Below are 17,576 nucleotides of genomic sequence, written 5' to 3' on the forward strand. Positions count from 1 at the left end.
CGCAAGCGGCCGCGCACGGCGCCCGCAAGATCGGGATTCGAACTGCCCGCATAACGTGCCGGGGCTTGATTCAGCACGTTTTCGGTGCAACCGGGCGGAACGGGGCGGGGCAGCGGTTCTGGTTGAACCGGTTTATGTAGAAGAAAAATTCAAGTGGGCGGTCCGCTGCCGGCTTACGTATTTTCGTAATACAAATTTCCGTAGCCGGCACGAGCAAAGCCGACGGAATCCTAAGAGGTGGTTGCCGCCGCCGGCGCGTGGCGCACAGTGTTCGGTTCGAGCATATAGCTGCCGCGCCCAAGCCGCTTGGCTTGGTACATCATATTGTCAGCGGCCGCCAGCAGGCGGTCGGCATCGAAATTGCCGTCGCACAGGGCGATCCCGACAGACACGCTCAGCGAGCACTCCCGTCCCTTAAGAAGCAAGGGCTGGGCGACCGCGTCAATGCATTTCTGCGCCAATTGCTGCGCGGCGTCTTCGGCCGGGGCGGCGAAGTCCCCGGCCACCAGCACAAATTCATCGCCGCCCACACGCGCCAGCGTGTCGTTTTGGCGCACAACCGCCGTCAGGCGCCGGGCGATTTCCTTGAGCGCATCGTCGCCGGCGTCGTGACCGAGCGTGTCGTTGATCGGTTTGAAACCGTCCAGATCGAGAAACAACAGGGCGACCAGCGTACGGGTGCGTGCCGCGCGTGCCAAGGCCCGCGGCAGACGTTCGGCCAGCAGGCTGCGGTTGGGCAAGCCGGTGAGCATGTCAAGGTGCGCCAGGCGCTTGAGTTCGGCCTGGCTGGTTTCGAGTTTGGCCAGCAGTCGATTGAACGCCTGGGTCATCTGACCAACCTCGTCGTCGCGCACCACCGGAAGCGGCTTCAACGGCAATTCGCCGCGGGTCATGCGCCGGGCCTGCTCGGCGGCGCGGTGCAAAGGCCTGAGCAACCAGGTCACGGACAGGCCGACGCTCAGGATGACCAGGGCGATAGCGGCAAATCCGCTCCACACGATGACTCGCCGAATGGGCTGGATCGACGCCAGCGCGACCGAGGTGGGCAAATGCGCGACCACGAACCAGCCGGTGCTGGGCACCGAGGCTATGCCGGAAATTTCCTCGACCCCCTTGGCATTGACAGTGACCCCGCTGCCGCGAAATCCTTGCATGGCTCGATCGTGCAGCGGATTGACGCCAGGCGCCGGAGTCGGCGTGAAAATCATGCTGGGATCGCTTGATGCGACAAACAATTTATCTTGTGGAGATACCAGCAGGAAACCTTCGGCGTGCAGCGCCGATTTTCGCTGCTGCAGATCCAGGAATCCCGCCGCGCTCAGCGAGGTCAGGCCGATCAGAACGGCGCGTACCCGGCCGGTTGCGTCGCGTACCGGGGCCATCATCGATAGCAGGGGCTGCTTGGTGGCTGGGCCCACCAGCGGGTGTCCGATGACAAAGTGGCCGGTCAGCGCGTCGTGAAATGACGACATTTCGATCACTTGCATGCCGACGCGGCCAGGAATGGTCGGTGCATCAGCGACAATCCTTCCCTGGCGGTCAGCCACCAGCAGCCCCAGCGAAAACAGGGGCTCCACTAACTGTCGGCCATTGAGCCAAATGTTTAACCGCGCCGGGTCGGTGAGCAGTTCTGGCGACATGGCATGTGCCAGACGCTCCAGCAGATGACGCCGTTCACCGATTTTGTCGTTGACCTCACCGGCGACAACTTGTGCCAGTGAGCTCTGTTGTGCCGAGAAGACCTGGATGAGATTGTTCCGCAGCAGTGCGGTGAAAAAAAAGTATCGCAGTACCGCGCCCAATATCACCAGCAACACCCCAAAAAAAATCAAGCGGATGAGCAGGCTATCGGCACGGAACGGTAATTTCTTCATGGGTGTCATCTTAGCCGAATAACCATGCGATGGGCGTGCGGCAATTCGTGACTTGTTGCCTTGGCGTTACGGTCTCCTGCGCTAACGGCTGGGGGCCGCGGGCAGGGTCTCAGACCAGCATCATGTCGGCGTGGACCACCACGCCGCGCAGCCGATCGGCGGGGGTTAACGGGATATAGCGCTCCGGCCATGCCGGGTTCAGGGCCTCGAGATAGCGGTTGCCGCCATCACCCTCGACCAGACGGCGGAACAGGGCGTCGCGCTGGCCGGGGCGCTGGACGATGACGAAGTGGCCGGTCGCTGCGCTCAGGTCGGGATTGACATACAAAATGATGCCTTCCGGAAACGACGGCCACCCGCCGGGCTCCGCAATCATCGAGGCGCCTTTGACGCGCAAGCAAAAGCCGTGCGGGCCCAGGTCCACCGGAAAGTGCGCCCGGGTATGCTGTGAGGCGCTCAAATCGTTGCCTCTGGCAGCCTGCTCCCATGCCAGCAGCGGATAGGATCCGCCGGCTGGTGCAGCAGTCGGCAGCGGTACAGAGTTGCCGTAATTAGCGAAGCCCAAACTCTGAAAATCGTATTCGCGCAATGCGGACACGCTGACGCCGAAATAGTCGGCCAGGGGCTGCAGTGTGGAGGTGCGGGGATCTTTGCTCTGACCCGAGAGAATTCGGAACAACGTGGCTTGAGTGACCGGCCGGACATCGCGCCAGATGGTGCTGGCGGCAATCGCCTCGGCCAGCGCATGGGGGTTGGTGGCGTGGCGCTTGATAAACCAGGCCAGATTGCGGGCAATCAGCGATTCACCTTGTTTCATTTCGAGGTCCGGAAGCAGCTTGCGATCAGGGGGAAACAACACCGTGCCGGTGCAGCCGCATGCTCGGGCCGAGCGCTTCAATGTTACGGCCCTGATTTTGCGGAATTTTGCAACGCTCTAGAAGTAGCCGTCGCAGAAAGTCGCTGTCTGATTCTATACGAAACCGGTGTTTTAAATTATACGAATCTGTATAGAATGAAATTCATTATCCGATCCGGCGTCATGCACCCGGACTGTCGGAAATTTTCAAAACCAGTGCACCGGACGCTGGCTTGACCAGCCGGCCGTGCACCGCATCCAGGGAGCCCACGATGCTCAGAAACACGCTATCGCCGCGATGCCTGCCTTACGCTCTCAAGCGTATTGCCGACCGTTTGACCCGGGCGCGAGAGCCGTTCGGTCTATTTGTACTCCGTAATGATATTTTGTTGATCAAGACAGCCACCACTCGCTTCGAGTCCGAGCTCAAGCGTGCGAGTGTCCAGCAGCATCTGGTGGGCGTCTACGATCAGCGTGCCAGACTCGAGGATGTCACGGCGGATTTGCGCGAGCACGTACGATGAGCGGCGGCACGACATTACCCCGATTTGCATTCTGGAGCGCCTCATGCACCGCCGGCGCTTCGTGAGCGAGCCCGGCGCCCGGGCCAAGGCCGATCCGCATGCCCGGGTCAAGCGCCGTCTCGAGAGTTGGGGCCGCTGGATCGAGTTGAGTCGACAGGGCGGTCATTTGCCCAGCAGCCTGACGCTTGACCCGAACCGCGTGCGCCAAGCGTTGCCGCGCTTCGTGCCGGTGTCCGAGGTCGAGTGCGCCGAAACCGACGCGGCCATCGCCAAGCTGCCGCAGCAAGTGCGCGCCGTGGCAGTGGCCGAATATGTCGCCTACGTAAGCACGGCGATCGCTGCGCGCAAGATCGGCGTGAGCGAGCGGCATTACCGACGTTTGCGCGAAATGCTGCACAACGGGGTGGCCTATTGTCTGAGGCATCCGGACGTGCCTGTGCCGCCGGCGCAGGTGTTGCTCAAGCCGATCGCATCCTGAATGCCGAATTTGTCGAGTCGGGCGCCGGTTCGGTCTGCGGCGCGACGACCGGCGAGCCGCCGCCCCTGCGCCCGAGACGCGATCGTGCCGGACATACGGTACACTTATCGAGTCCTACAATATAGGAAATGAGGCGAGTCGACGCCGGCTGCGGCCAGCGTCGCCGACCGTCGCAGCTGGCTTGTTAGGAATGTTAATTTATGAGACATTGGCGTTTCATAAAAAAACAACAAAAAAATGGGGCCGCATAATGGATTCACCTGGGGGCATGCCGAAGCCGGCATCGTCGAATATCAGAGAAAGTCAGCGATGTCTCGAGATCCGCATCAGCGCATCTCGCGCCGCGCCCGTGCGATCCGTTATCCGATATTGCGTGCGTTGCCACGCCGCGCAACACATCTCAGGGGTGGCGTGCTAAGGCTCGACACGTCGCTCGCATCGATACGTTCATGACATTTCACAAGCTCTCCATCCGCAGGAAGCTGGCACTGATCATCGCCGCGTTCATCGCGATCCTGGTGGTGCTTGCCACGGTCGCCATGCTTAGCCTTTTCGCGGTCAACCAACGCACGGCCGCGGTCGAGCAGCAATGGCTGGTTCGCGCGCAGATCCTGGGCCAACTGCGCGATCACATGTCGGGTTTCCGGGGCGCCGAGGCCGACCTGTCGCTGGCGTCCGACGCGAGCGCGGTTCGTGCCGCGCAGGTGCAGGCGAGCCGGGATCGACGGGCCATCGATGATTTGCAGAATCAATACGCGAGCCTGGCGCCGGCCAACATGCGCCCCGACCTGGCCAGGTTCAACGTCGCCCAGAGCGCGTATTTCGCCGCGCATGACGCGTGGATTGGTGCGGCTACGTCAGGCGTGACGAGTAATTCTGCACAACTGCGCCGAGTCCTGCATACCCGTTTCGAGGTCGCCGAAGCCGCCATCGAACACCTGGTTGAAGCGAACCTCGACGGCGCACAGACGGCCGCCAGAGCGGCCAGTCAACTGACTCGGCAAAGCAACTTGCTGGTACTGTCGACGTCCGTACTGGCTGTGTTGCTGGGCCTGTGGCTGTTGGTTCGGGTGCGGCGCGATATCGCCCAGCCGCTGAGCAGTGTCGCGGCCTCACTCAAGGATTTGGCAGCCGGGCATCGCAACGTCGAGGTTCTCGAATTGAATCGGGACGACGAGATCGGCGAGATGGCCCGGGCCGTGAGCGTGTTCCGGCAGCATACGCAGACCCTCGAGGATGCCTATGAGGCCACGCGTGCGGCGCAGGAAGCAGCGCAGCTGCTGGCGCAACACGACCTGCTCACCGGACTGCCCAACCGCCGCGGCCTGGCGTCCGAGTTGCAGGCCGCGGCATTTCATGCGCAGCACGATGCCGCGGTGTATATGGTGCTGGTGATTGACCTCGACCGCTTCAAGCCGGTCAACGATCTTCAGGGGCGCCCGGTGGGGGATTTCGTGCTGAATGAGGTGGCCCGGCGCCTGCGTCGGGCGGTGCGCAAGCGCGACACGGTGGCGCGCCTGGGCGGCGACGAATTCTGCGTGATTGCCAAGGCCGATCCCGGCTACAGGGATGGCGCCATATTGCTTGCGACGCGGTTGCTCGACGCGATTCAGATCCCGATCCTGGTGGGACAGCAGAAGATCGAGGTGACTGCGAGCATCGGCATTGCGTCGTGTCCGGCCGATGGCCTCGACCCGGAGAGCCTGCTGCGCGCGGCCGACATCGCGATGAGCCGCGCCAAGCAGGAGGAGCGCGGCAGCTATCGGTTCTTCGAGCTGAGCATGGACAAGGACATGCGTGCTCAGGCGGCGCTGGAGGCCGACCTGCGCGAGGCCGTGCAAGCCGGCGTGATCCGCCCGTATTACCAGCCGATTATCGAAATGCGCGATCAGCGCGTGTGCGGCTTCGAAATACTTGCTCGCTGGCATCACCCGCAACGCGGCGCGGTGCCGCCCGACATTTTCATCCCGCTGGCCGAGCAACTTGGGCTGATGCCCGACCTGACCACCTCGATATTGCGCGAGGCCTGCCGTGATGCTCGCCAGTGGGGCGACGACATCCACCTCTCGCTCAATATCTCGCCGGTCCAGCTCAAGGATCTCTACCTGCCAGCGCAATTGCTGCCGATTCTCAGCGAGGAGGGGTTCCCGTCCTCGCGGCTCGAAATCGAGATCACCGAGAATGCGCTGGTGGGCGATATCCAGAGTGCCAAATCGATCCTGGGATTGTTTCAGGATGCCGGCATCAGGATCTCGCTCGACGACTTCGGCACCGGCTACTCGAGTCTGTATCATCTGCGCGAACTCAAGTTCGACAAGGTCAAGATCGACAAATCGTTTGTCCAGACCATGCAGCGCAGCAATGAAAGCGAGAAAATCATCGACGCCATCCTCGGCCTGGCCAGGAGCCTGGGCATGGCCACGGTGGCCGAAGGGATCGAAGATACCAAGACCCTGGCCTATCTGCGCGCCAAGGCCTGCGAATTTGGCCAGGGTTATTACTTCGGCGAGGCGCTGAGCGCGGCGCAAACCCGCGAGCGATTCGTGCAAGGGTGGCCGCACATCGCTGTCCGGTCGTAGTCAGCGCGGCCGCGATACCTACGCCGCCATGCGCAACAGGCCGGCCATGGCGATCGCAAACAGCAGCCACGATACGCGCCGGCGGAATTTACCGTCACTGCCATGGCGCGCCGCGTCGCGCTTGAAAAGCCGATGGCCCAGGCGGATACCGGCCATCATGGCCGGCGCCATCAGTACGAAAAGTGCCAGCGTATGCCAGTGGACGATGCCGCTGGCATAGGACAGCGCAAACGCCCAGACATCCATGATGAACAACAGAGCGACCATGGTGGCGCGCAATTGCGAGGCGGCCACGCCGGTGAGCAGAAAGATCGCTGCCACCGAGAGCCCGCCGATCGCGGCAATGCCGCTCATGATGCCCGACACGCCGCCGGTGGCCCAACGCAATGGCGCTCCGGCGGAGCGACCGGTGGGCGCCCTGGACCAGCCGCTGAGCAGCACCGCGCTGAGCGCCAGCAGCGACAGCGCCACCACCAGGCGCAGCGCGGTTGCATCGAAGCGCGCCAGAATCCATACGCCGATGGGCGTAGCAATGAGATTGGCGATTGCCAGCGGACGCAGCCAATGCCAGTCGATATGCTGACGGATGGCAGGAATCAGCGTCACGCTGGCAGCAATCTCCATCAAATACATGACCGGCACGATGCGCGCGGGCGACATCACGATGGCCAGCGAGCCGACCGCGACCGCCGACGACCCGAAGCCCGTGTATCCCCGCACCACGCCCGCGCCGAGCATCACCAGCGCGCTTAGCGCCAGCAGCGGCAACGACATGCCGAACCACACTTCGATCACACATTCTCCTTTCGTGGTGAGGCAATCGCCCAGGCGGTTACCGAACGGCGCGGGCTCCTCGCGCCCGTCCTTGTGTTTTCCAGGGCGACCAGCCCAAATTCATGCCGGCGGCCGCGAGCAGGATCGCCGCCACGCCAGCAAACTGAACCGGGTGCAGCCGATGGCCGAAGGCCAGAAGGTCTACCATGATTGCCACCACCGGGTAAATGAACGAAAGTGAGCCGCTCAAGTGCGTTGGCAGCTTCTGGATGGCGCCATACAGCAGGATGTATACCAGGCCGGTATGTACCACGCCGGCCACCACGAGAATCATCCAGGTGCGCAGTCCGGCAGCGCTGGCAGGCGCTGGCAAATGCATGAGATGAGCGAACGGCGCGAGCATCACGATGCCTACGCATACCTGGACCAGGGCAATCAGATGAGGCGGCGTGCCGGCCAGCTTCTTAGTGATCGCCGCGGCAACTGCGTAACAGAACGCCGCGCCGAACGCGAGGGCGATACCACTGAAATAGTGTGCGCCGATTACCGCCGCGTCGCTGCCGCCGTCCGGCTTGGCTTGCACGATCAACACCACTCCGGCGAAAGCCAGGCCCAGCCAGGTCAGTTTCGTCAGCGTAAAGCGCTCGCCGAAAAACAGTGCTCCCAGGCCAACCAGCATGAATGGCTGGGTGTTGTAGACGGCCGTGGCCACCGAGATCGACGCGCGCGAGTATGCGGCAAACAGCAGCAGCCAGTTGGCGACGATGGCCACGCCGCCCAGCGCGGCGATACCCATCAGGCGGACCGAGCGCAGGCCGCGCAACACGCCCAGGGCGGCGCAGACGCCCAGCAGCGTGAGCGCACCGAATACGCAGCGCCAGAATACGACATCGATGACTGGCTGCCGCGAGGCAATGACGAACCAGCCGATGGTGCCTGAAATGCTCATTGCCGCCGTCATTTCGAGCGTGCCGCGAATCTTGGTGTCCATCAGAATTTCCCCGCAACGTTCAGTGAACTAAGAATCGCATATTGCGCGGCACCATTCCATAATTTAAATAAGCAAAAAAGATAAATTTTTTTAATAAAATAAAGGATATTTTAATTTTTCCTGGGGAAATTAAAATGCTCAACAATCTGGATCGGCGCATCCTTGAGGCGCTGCTCGACGACGGGCGCATGTCGCTCAAAGAGCTGGCGGAACAGGTCGGCCTGTCGTCGCCCAGCGTATCCGAGCGCCTGCGCCGGCTCGAGGAGCGGGGCGTGATTCGGCGCTACACGGTCGAAGTCGATCCTCGGGCGCTCGGTTATTCGCTGCAGGCGGTTGTGCGCATCCGGCCGTTGCCGGGCCAGTTGCCCAGCGTACAAAAGCTGATCGAGGAGATTCCCGAATGCGCTGAATGCGACAAGGTGACGGGGGAAGATTGCTTCGTCGCCCGCCTGTTCGTGCGCTCGATCGAACAGCTCGATGCGATCCTCGACCGGATCGCGGACAAGGCGGAAACCAATACGGCGATCGTCAAGGCTCAGCCGATCGCGCGGCGCCCGCCGCCGTTGGCCGTCGGCTAGGCCGGCACGCGGTCTATTGGCGGCGCGGGTGGATCGCGTCGCCGACATGCGCGACATAGTCCGGCTTGCCGATCTCGACCCCGTTATGGCGCAGGATGTCGTAAGCGGTCACGAGATGGAAATAAAAATGTGGCAAGGCCCAGTCGCGCAGGTAGCGTGCGCCATTCATCCCGACCACAAGGTCATTGGGCAACGGAATTTCGATATCGCGGGTTTCCGCGCCATCGAACGCCGTGACGGGAATACCATGCAAATAGTCAATTGTCGCGGCGAGCGTGCCTTTGAGCGCCTCAATCGTTTGGCCCGGCTCCTGGGCCGGCGCCGGTGCCTGGCCAGTCAGGCGCGCGACCGAATTGCGGGCGAGCTCGCAGGCCACCTGCACCTGCCGCGCCAGCGGGTACATGTCGGGTGCGAGGCGCGCGCCCGCCAGCACGGTCGAATCGAAACCTTTGCCCTGCGCCAGCTGCGTTCCCTTGTCGAGCAAACCGGACAAATTACTTAGCATCGGCGCGAACGTGCCGATCAACAGAGAGTGCATCGAGAGCGAGGCCGGAATGGGGGCGGACATGGCAATTCCTTGCGAAAACAGGTTGGATGGCGAACCGATAAACCGGGGCGCCGAGGCGCCCGCCCGATTGTATCAATCAACTAGTCCACCCGCGTCTGGTGCACTCGCCCCAGGAATTCCTGCATTAAATGCGCCACCTCGTCCACCGCCTCGTCGAGCGCGAAGTGACCGGCCTCGAGCAGGTGCACTTCAGCCTCGGGCACATCCTGCTGATAGGCCAGCGCGCCTTGCACGGCAAACGACGGGTCGTGCCGGCCCCACACCACCAGCATCGGTGGGCGATGTTCGCGCAGCCACGCTTGCCAGCGCGGGTAAGCCGCGACATTGTTGCGGTAGTCATGGAACAGCTCGGTCTGGATGTCGATCTGTCCGGGGCGCGACAGGAAAGCGAACTCATCGCACCAGGCATCGGGATCGTAGCGCTGCGGGTTCGGGCTGTGGCCGACGTGGCGCAGGCGCGTTGCCTCGAAAGAAATCAGATTCTGGCGCAGTGCCGACTCGTGCCTGGCGCGGTCGCGCCAAAAGGCCTTGCGGGTCTCCCACAGCGGCCCCAAACCAGCTTCGTGGGCGACCGCGTTTTGCACGATGAACGCGGTAACGGACGCGCTGCGCGCCTCGGCCAGGCGGAATCCGATCGGACCGCCGTAATCCTGCACGAATAGCGCGTAACGTCGAACCTCAAGGGTGTCGAGCCAGCGGCCGACGAAATGCGCCAGATTGTCGAACGTGTAATCGAAGTCTTGCGGCGACGGGGCGCTGCTATGGCCAAAACCGGGGTAGTCAGGGGCAAGCACATGAAAGCGGGCGGCCAACAGCGGGATCAACGTCTCGTACATGCGCGATGACGAGGGGAAGCCATGCAACAGCACGACAGTGGGCGTATCGGGATGTCCGGCTTCCCGATAGAAGATGTCCAGACCGTCGATTGATGCGGTGTGGTAGGTAACGGTGGTGCGCGTCGAAGGCATGATGAACCTCTGGTGGAAAATGAATCAATGAGCGGCGTGTTCAGGCCGGGTGCGGCGAGAACAGAAAGATGCGATGCACCAGCGCCGCGCCGACGAAGAAAACCGCCGACAGCGCGCACACGCCGATCCATCCGGCGCGTGCGAAAACCGGGCCGGCGAAGGCCGCACCGATGGCGCTGCCTAAAAAGAACAGTCCGGTGTAGAGGCCATTGAGGCGGCCGCGCACCTCGGGGGCAAGCAAGTTGATGGCGCGCCGGCCAAGCGTCTGGTCGGCGATGACCGAGGCGTCGATCAGGCAGGCGGCGACAGCCAGCAGCAGCACCGAGACTGGCGTCGGCAGGTGCGGGCTCACGGCCAGCGCGGCGAGCAGCGTGCCGCCTATGGCGATGCGATGCGCGATCCGCGCGGCCGGCCCAGCGTGGCCTCGGTCGCCGGCTCGCCCAGCCAGCGGCGCCACGGCCACGCTGGCCGCGCCCGCGAGAGTGAACAGCGCAATCTGCAGCGGACCGAGATTCAGCGGCGCACGCGCGAGCACGATCGCCACGCTGGTCCAGAAAGCGTTGAAGCCGGCCATCAGCAGGCCCTGGCACAGCGCGTGATGGCGCAGCACCGGCTCATCGGCGACAAGCTTGCCCAGCGAAGCCACCAGCGATCGATAGCTGGGGCGCGCCGCGGGCCGCAGCGCGGGGACGCGCGGCAACGCCAGCACCAGCGTGAGTATGAGCACCGCTGCATCGCCGACGAAAAAGCTGCGCCAGCCGAGCGTGCCGTCGGCCAGCCCCGCCAGCGGGCGCGACAGCAGGATGCCCAGCATCAGCCCACTCATCACATTGCCGATCACCTTGCCGCGCGCGGCCGGTCCAGCCAGTGTGGCGGCGGCCGGAATCAGCATCTGGATCGCGCTGGCTGAAACACCGATGACAAACGAAGCGCCAAGAAAATCCGGGGCGGACGGTGTCCACGCAGCAAACACCAATGCCACGGCCTGTGTGCCCAGTGTCGCGCCGATCAACGGACGCAACGGCAGGCGGTCGACCAGCGGCACCAGTGCGAACAAGCCCGCCGCGTAGCCGAGCAGCGTGAGCCCCGTGACCAGCGAAGTCCACGCGCCCAGATGCAACGACGCATCGAGCCCGTTGATAAGGGCTTGCGACGCGTAGAGCGGCAGCACCGCCGTGCCGACCAGCATCGCAAAAATCAGCGTCGCACCCAACGAAAATGTTTCGCAAGATGCCGGACTGAAGCTCGACGTCGACAACGTCGACGCATTGGGGCAGTGGGGATCCATGAGGCCTCTCGATGTGTGATTAACGAGGCCATCCTACTGTCAATTTAATAATTAATAATTGGCATAAAATGATATTGATAATCCATTTTTTATGGAGAATAAATGCTGTCGCTGCGTGATCTCGAAGTATTCGTCGCCATTGCCGAGGCAGGCAGTCTGACCGCGGCCGCCCAGCGGCTGGGGCGCTCACTGCAGGCAGTGAGCCGCTCGTTGCAGTCGCTTGAAGCCGAAGTCGGCGCGACGCTGATTGCCCGCACCACCCGCACCTTGCGCCTGACGCCGGCCGGGCAGCGCTTTCGCGAGCGGCTGCAGGACGTGTTTGCGGAACTGGAGACGGCTCGCGCCGAAGTGGCCGAAGAAACGCATCATCTGCGCGGCACGTTGCGCGTGAGCGCCGCCACCCAGTTTGGTCCGGCCTATGTCGTGCCGCTGGTCAGCGAATTTCTCACGCGACATCCCGGTCTTGGCGCCGCGCTCGATTTCGACGACGAATATCGCGATCCGGTCAAAAGTGGAGTGGATGTGACGATCCGCATCGGCGACACGCCGGACTCGCAGCTCGTCGCGCGACGTCTGGCTTCGGTGCGCCGCGTCGTGTTCGCCGCGCCCGACTACCTCGAGCGGCGCGGCCGCCCGCTTGTGCCGGCCGATCTTGCCGGGCACGATTGCGTGATCCGCTCCAACGCCGCGCATCCGCGCCTGTGGCGCTTCCAGTCGCCCGGGCAGGGCGAGATCGCGGTGGCCGTTAAAGGGCGCGTCGAGGCCAATCATGCCGATGCGGTCAATCGCGCCGTGGCGTGCGGCATGGGTATCGGCATCGCCACGCTGTGGCAGATCCGCCCGCTGCTCGAAGCCGGCAAGGTCGAGCGACTATTGAGCGCCTTCGAGCCGACCCCGGTGCCGCTCAACGCCTTGTGGGTGCGCGCGCCCCGGCTGCCGGCGCGCACGAGACAATTCATCGATTTTCTCGCCGAGCGATTTGCCGACGAATGGCTATAGGCGGGCTTCATGAGACGCGGCCGTGAACCCGTCGCGCGCGGCCTGCTTGACTTTTGTCAACCCCGTTTGGCGCCGCCCGGATCAGACTGAGCCAGCTGTGCGGGCCATTCGTCCGGCGCCCGGTTGCCTGGCCGACAGGCCCTTTATGCACGCTTCCCCAATGCGCCGATGGCGCCCAGCCAAGGTCCCGATCAGATGCAACCGTCTTCGCGCCCGGCCGACACGACATCTTCCGAGTCCGAAGCGACGGCGAGTGTCGAAGCGCCGCGAGGCCTGTCGAGCGAGCAGGCCGCCGCCCTGCAGGCGCACTGGGGACGCAACGAGATCGCCGCGGTCACGCGGGCGGGGTGGTTGGATACGCTGCGCGAAGTCCTGCGTGAACCGATGTTTTTACTGCTGCTGGGCGCCAGTGCGATTTATATGGGACTGGGCGATCGGCTCGAGGCATTGACACTGCTCGCCTTCGTAATGCTCGTGGTCGCGCTGACGGCATTTCAGAGTCACCGGACTCGCCAGGTGCTCGACGCATTGCGCGCACTTTCCGCACCGCGTGCGCAGGTACTGCGAGATGGCGCGCTGCAAGCCATCTCGGCTACCGAACTGGTGCCCGGCGACGTCGTGCTGGTCGGCGAGGGCGCGCGTGTGCCGGCCGACGGCCTGTTGTTCGAGGCGCATGATCTCAGTGTCGACGAGTCGCTCTTGAGCGGCGAGTCGGTGCCGATCGCCAAGTCGTGCGATGCCGCGTTGCCCGAACCGGCGCTTGCCGCAGCCCGGCAACTGTTCTTTGGCTCGATGGTCGTGCAGGGTCAGGGGCGCATGATCGTGAGCGCAATCGGGACTGCCACCGCACTCGGGCGCATCGGCAAGTCGCTCAGCGGCATTGCCCAGGCGCACTCGCCGCTGCAGTTGCAGGCGCGCGCATTCGTCAATCGTTTTGCGCTCGTCGCGCTCTGCCTGTGCGCGCTGCTGGCCGTGGCCTATCGCTGGCGCACCGGCGAGTGGGTGCCGGGTTTGCTGGCCGGCATCACGCTTGCCATGGGCATCCTTCCCGAAGAAATTCCCGTGATCATGACGGTGTTCATGGCGCTGGGCGCGCGCCGGATTGCCGCTGAGGGCGTGCTCACGCGCCGCCTGAATGCGATCGAGACCCTTGGCGAGGTGTCGGTGCTGTGCGTCGACAAGACGGGCACGCTTACGCAAAACCGTATGGCCGTGCGAGTGTTGTTCGCGCAAGATCAGGAGCAAGTGGTTGACGACTTGTTGCCTGAGATCGGCGAGGTCTATCACGAATTGCTCGAGTATCTAGTGCTCGCCAGCGAGATCGAACCGTTCGATCCGATGGAGCGGGCGTTTCAACGGATCGGGCAACGATACCTCAGCGGTACCGAGCATTTGCATGGCAAATGGGCGTTGGTTCAGGAATATGGTCTGAGCCCCGCACTGCCGGCGATGTCGCACGGCTGGCATGCACCAGAGCTCGGGCGTTATCCGGTGGCTTGCAAAGGCGCGCCAGAAGCCATTTGCGATTTGTGCCACCTGACCGAGGCGCAAACGGCCGCGCTGCTGGAGCGCTCGGCGCAAATGGCTAGCCGAGGATTGCGTGTCCTGGGGGTGGCAAGAGCGCTTCATCCAGGCAACGAGTGGCCGGCCAAACAGCATGATTTCGAATTTTCATTCGTCGGGCTGGTAGGGTTGCTCGATCCGGTGCGCCCCGAGGCCGCCGAGGCGATTGCGGCATGCCATGCGGCGGGCATACGGGTGGTGATGATCACCGGCGACTATCCGAGCACGGCGCAAGCGATCGCGGCCGAAGTCGGTCTGGATGCGAAGCGCGTGGTCAGCGGCGCCGCGTTGGCAGAGATGGACGATGCGCAGTTGGGCCGGATCATCGATCAGGTTGAAGTTTTTGCCCGAATCCAACCGATGCAGAAGCTGCGGCTGGTCGAAGCGTTTCGGCGGCGCGGCGAGGTGGTTGCCATGACCGGCGACGGCGTCAACGATGCGCCGGCGCTCAAGGCGGCGCATATCGGCATTGCCATGGGGCAGCGTGGCGCCGAGGTGGCGCGCGAGGCGGCGGCGCTGGTACTGCTGCGCGACGAGTTCACGCCAATCGTCTCGGCCATCCGGCTGGGGCGGCGCATCCACGCCAATCTTATGCGTGCCATCGGCTATACGGTGGCCGTCCACATTCCGATGATCGGCGCCACCGTACTGCCGGTGCTGGCCGGGTGGCCGCCGCTGCTCGCGCCGGTCCATGTGGTCCTGCTTCAGTTGATCATCGACCCGGTCTGCTCGATCGTCTTCGAGAACGAGCCCGAGCGGGCCGATGCGATGCGTCAGGCGCCGCGCCGCCAGGGGGCGCGCCTGCTGTCCAATCGCGCACTGGCGCAAGGCGTACTGGCGGGCGCCCTGGCAACGTTGATCGTATTGGGTCTCTACGCCGGCCTGCTGAGTCAGGGCATTGCGCCCGCGCTGGCGCGCACCTGGGCGTTCGTCGCGCTCGTCGGCGGCAACGTCGCGCTGATTTTCTGGGCGCGCGGCACGTCGCCGGCGCGTCATCCGGCGGGTGCGCGCGGCTTCAATTTCGCCTTGTGGGGTGTAACGAGTGCCGTGGCGCTGACCATGCTGGTGTTGCTGCTCAGCCCCACGGTGGCCGGGCTCTTCAAACTGGTCGCGGCTCTGGCGCCATGAGGGCTCGTCTGCATCAGTCCTTGACAGGCACCAGCAGCAGCGGCACCGGCGTCAAATGTGCGACGCGGCTGGCCACGCTGCCCAGCAGCCAGCGCGCGATGCCGCGCCGGCCGTGCATGCCGAGCACCATCAAGTCGGCGTGCCATTGTTGCGCATCGCGCACGATGGCATGAGCAATATCGTCGTTCACGGTCTCGGTGCTGATCATCGCCGTGTCGATGCCGCCTGGCGTGCCGGCCAGCAACTGCCGGGCGTTTTCCAGCGCCAGCTTGCCGTCGTCGACAAACGCCTCCTCCAGCATGTGGATCGGCACGAAGTCGGTCAGCCGCACGGCACGATCGACCACGTAAATGGTGCGTAAATCAGTCTGATTGCTAGTGAGTCGGGCCGCCTGACGCAATGCCTGGGTGGCGCCCTTGCTGCCGTCGATCGCGCACAGGATACGGCGGGGTGCCGCCAGAGGCGACGCTTCGTACTGGGCCGGCACGACAAGAATGGCACAGCCCGCCAAATGTGCCAGAGGCTCCGAGACCGTGCCCTCGACCCAACGTAACAGGCCATGATGCTGGCGAGCGCCGACCACCAGCAAGTCGGCGTGCCAAGCGCTGGCGGCTTTCGTCAGCGCATGCACGACGTCGCCTCCCTGCTTGGACAGGTCGACCAGCTCGGTGTCGACGGCGCGGCCCTGCTGCGAGAGCACGTCCTTGGCCTGATTGAGCGCATCGCCGGCGTCGCGCAGCAGTTCGGCACGCGCCGCGCTCAGCTCGTCACCGACCAGTGGCGTGATCGGCAGCAGCACGCGGGGATTTTGCGCGACGCTCACCAGCCGGATCCCGGCTCCTGCCGGGAGCAGGTGCTGAGCGTAATTGACCGCATGCAGCGACGCCAATGACGCATCGACGCCGATCACCACCCGGTTGAAGGGAATTGCCGCATTGCCTGCCTGACTCGGGGCGCCCATGATCGTTCTCCGTGAAAGGGGTCGATAACCGTGCTTAAGCTAGCATACTGCCTGCTTCCAATCCAGGTCGATTGATCCAGGTCATGGGCCATGCGCCGTGTGGGAGCGCGCCATGCCGAAATCGACGGTTTTATTCAGCTGGCTGGATCAGCAATTGCAGCAGGCCTTGAGCCTGATTCTCGCGAAATGCCGTCAATCCCAGCAACATCGTTGGCTGCGCATGATGGGGCTGCGCCAGATAGCTGCCGAACAGGCGATCCCACCAGGAGAGATGAAAGCCATAATTGGTGTCGTGCTCCTCGCGCCGCACCGAATGATGGATGCGATGCATGTCCGGGGTCACTAACACCCATCTGAGCCAGGTGTCGAGCCGGGACGGCAAGCCCAGGTTCGCATGCGTCAATAAAGAAAAGCTGCTCAGCACGATCTCGAACGTTGCCACCACGGCCGGGCTGGCACCGAGCGCCAGCACCGCCGCGATCTTGATGCCCATCGACAAGAGGATTTCCAGCGGATGAAACCGGACGCCCGAACTGACGTCGAGCGCGATATCGGTATGGTGCACGCGGTGCAGGCGCCAAAGAATGCCGATCCGGTGCATCAGGCGGTGCTGCGTATAGATCGTCAGGTCCAATGCGACGAATGCGATCACCGCGGCCGGCCAACGGGCGACGGCAAGCTGATGTAGCAAGCCGAAATCTTTCCGTTGTGCCCAAAGCGCGGCATCGATCGCCAGCCAGGGTAGCAGCAGGCGCAGGCACAGCACGTTGATTGCTCCCAGGCCGAAATTGACCGGCCAGCGCCGCCGGCGCATCGGTGCCGCGGCATGCCGAGGCCAGAGGCGTTCTGCCATGGCCAACAGCGCCAGTAGCGACAGAAACAGTGAGAGACGGAGGGCGGCGTCGGTCATGGTCAGGAGCCTGGGTCTGTCGGGAGGAGGCCGCGCAGCTCGCGGGCCTCGTTTCATTAGTCGTCGACCGGCTCCGAACATTACATGCACCGGGCGTTTCTTGCTGCCACGGGATGCCAGGTCCGGAGACAGCGAGACGAGCGTGCGTTGCCCGCGTAGCGTAAATTCCTCGAGCGTCGCACAAGATGCGAGCACGCGTAATATTTTCACGGTCCGTTCGTCTAACCATGGCGCGCTAAACCCACGCTACCCTTTTTCATTTCACTTTTGCGGAGCATGACCATGGTGAATCCGTTTGCCAATATGACCAAATCATTGATCGCGCCAGCAGTCGTCCTATTGGCCGCCAGCGCCGCATGCGCCGGCACCAGTCTCGCCCAGCCCGTCACCACACTGCCGTTCGAGGCGCATGCGGCGTTTTTTTCGCGCGAGACGCACCAACCGAAGCCGCTCGATCCGCAAGTGTTCGTGCGCGCGCCGGGCGCGCCGGCCGCCATGGGGCCGCAGGGCATCAGGCATGCGGCCGGTTATCGCAAT

Annotated in this window: 15 protein-coding genes and 1 pseudogene; 7 read left to right on the plus strand and 9 right to left on the minus strand. The window is 63.6% G+C overall.

Annotated elements, in window-relative coordinates; all coding sequences use genetic code 11:
* Positions 1 to 230: 230 nt before the first annotated feature.
* Both EPN80_RS05680 and EPN80_RS05685 read right to left on the minus strand, forming a co-directional pair.
* Entirely contained in the window at positions 231 to 1,874 is a 1,644-nt protein-coding gene (locus EPN80_RS05680) for a diguanylate cyclase (RefSeq protein ID WP_293024665.1), read from the minus strand.
* A 109-nt stretch (positions 1,875 to 1,983) separates the two neighbouring features.
* A complete protein-coding gene (locus EPN80_RS05685; protein WP_293024666.1) occupies positions 1,984 to 2,691 on the minus strand; it encodes a LexA family transcriptional regulator in 708 nt (235 codons plus the stop codon).
* 428 nt (positions 2,692 to 3,119) lie between these two features.
* Between EPN80_RS05685 and EPN80_RS05690 the strand changes: the two genes are divergently transcribed.
* The 3 genes from EPN80_RS05690 to EPN80_RS05700 all read left to right on the plus strand — a co-directional run bounded on the left by EPN80_RS05690 (position 3,120) and on the right by EPN80_RS05700 (position 6,311).
* Entirely contained in the window at positions 3,120 to 3,254 is a 135-nt protein-coding gene (locus EPN80_RS05690) for a hypothetical protein (protein ID WP_257786662.1), read from the plus strand.
* Positions 3,255 to 3,297: 43 nt separating this feature from the next.
* Entirely contained in the window at positions 3,298 to 3,732 is a 435-nt protein-coding gene (locus EPN80_RS05695) for a hypothetical protein (RefSeq protein ID WP_293024670.1), read from the plus strand.
* A gap of 449 nt (positions 3,733 to 4,181) precedes the next feature.
* Positions 4,182 to 6,311 (plus strand): EAL domain-containing protein, encoded by a 2,130-nt coding sequence (locus tag EPN80_RS05700; RefSeq protein ID WP_293024672.1) that lies wholly within the window; start codon positions 4,182 to 4,184, stop codon positions 6,309 to 6,311.
* An 18-nt stretch (positions 6,312 to 6,329) separates the two neighbouring features.
* Here EPN80_RS05700 and EPN80_RS05705 read toward each other — a convergent pair whose 3' ends face one another.
* On the minus strand, positions 6,330 to 7,106 hold the full coding sequence (locus EPN80_RS05705; protein WP_293024674.1) for a sulfite exporter TauE/SafE family protein: 777 nt from the start codon (positions 7,104 to 7,106) through the stop codon (positions 6,330 to 6,332).
* A 37-nt stretch (positions 7,107 to 7,143) separates the two neighbouring features.
* Entirely contained in the window at positions 7,144 to 8,076 is a 933-nt protein-coding gene (locus EPN80_RS05710) for a DMT family transporter (RefSeq protein WP_293024676.1), read from the minus strand.
* A 134-nt stretch (positions 8,077 to 8,210) separates the two neighbouring features.
* Between EPN80_RS05710 and EPN80_RS05715 the strand changes: the two genes are divergently transcribed.
* Positions 8,211 to 8,654, plus strand: a complete 444-nt coding sequence (locus EPN80_RS05715; RefSeq protein ID WP_293024678.1) for an Lrp/AsnC family transcriptional regulator — start codon at positions 8,211 to 8,213, stop codon at positions 8,652 to 8,654.
* Between the two features lie 13 nt (positions 8,655 to 8,667).
* On the opposite strand, the gene EPN80_RS05720 is transcribed toward EPN80_RS05715, so the two are convergent.
* The 3 genes from EPN80_RS05720 to EPN80_RS05730 all read right to left on the minus strand — a co-directional run bounded on the left by EPN80_RS05720 (position 8,668) and on the right by EPN80_RS05730 (position 11,478).
* Entirely contained in the window at positions 8,668 to 9,222 is a 555-nt protein-coding gene (locus EPN80_RS05720; RefSeq protein WP_293024680.1) for a DUF1993 family protein, read from the minus strand.
* 80 nt (positions 9,223 to 9,302) lie between these two features.
* Positions 9,303 to 10,190 (minus strand): alpha/beta hydrolase, encoded by an 888-nt coding sequence (locus tag EPN80_RS05725; RefSeq protein WP_293024682.1) that lies wholly within the window; start codon positions 10,188 to 10,190, stop codon positions 9,303 to 9,305.
* A 40-nt stretch (positions 10,191 to 10,230) separates the two neighbouring features.
* Entirely contained in the window at positions 10,231 to 11,478 is a 1,248-nt protein-coding gene (locus EPN80_RS05730) for an MFS transporter (protein WP_293024684.1), read from the minus strand.
* A gap of 102 nt (positions 11,479 to 11,580) precedes the next feature.
* Between EPN80_RS05730 and EPN80_RS05735 the strand changes: the two genes are divergently transcribed.
* A complete protein-coding gene (locus EPN80_RS05735) occupies positions 11,581 to 12,477 on the plus strand; it encodes a LysR family transcriptional regulator (protein WP_293024686.1) in 897 nt (298 codons plus the stop codon).
* Between the two features lie 195 nt (positions 12,478 to 12,672).
* Positions 12,673 to 15,168: a cation-translocating P-type ATPase gene (locus tag EPN80_RS05740; RefSeq protein WP_293024688.1), complete on the plus strand. Its 2,496-nt coding sequence runs from the start codon at positions 12,673 to 12,675 to the stop codon at positions 15,166 to 15,168.
* Positions 15,169 to 15,181: 13 nt separating this feature from the next.
* On the opposite strand, the gene EPN80_RS05745 is transcribed toward EPN80_RS05740, so the two are convergent.
* Together EPN80_RS05745 and EPN80_RS05750 are read right to left on the minus strand one after the other, a co-directional pair.
* Positions 15,182 to 16,129: a universal stress protein gene (locus EPN80_RS05745; protein WP_293024690.1), complete on the minus strand. Its 948-nt coding sequence runs from the start codon at positions 16,127 to 16,129 to the stop codon at positions 15,182 to 15,184.
* Positions 16,130 to 16,259: 130 nt separating this feature from the next.
* On the minus strand, positions 16,260 to 17,039 hold the full coding sequence (locus EPN80_RS05750; protein ID WP_293024692.1) for a sterol desaturase family protein: 780 nt from the start codon (positions 17,037 to 17,039) through the stop codon (positions 16,260 to 16,262).
* 282 nt (positions 17,040 to 17,321) lie between these two features.
* On the opposite strand from EPN80_RS05750, the pseudogene EPN80_RS05755 reads away from it, so the two are divergent.
* Positions 17,322 to 17,576: pseudogene (locus EPN80_RS05755) on the plus strand (hypothetical protein); the annotation flags it as partial.

Origin of the sequence: Pandoraea sp., assembly GCF_004297875.1 — a bacterium.
Lineage (GTDB): Bacteria > Pseudomonadota > Gammaproteobacteria > Burkholderiales > Burkholderiaceae > Pandoraea.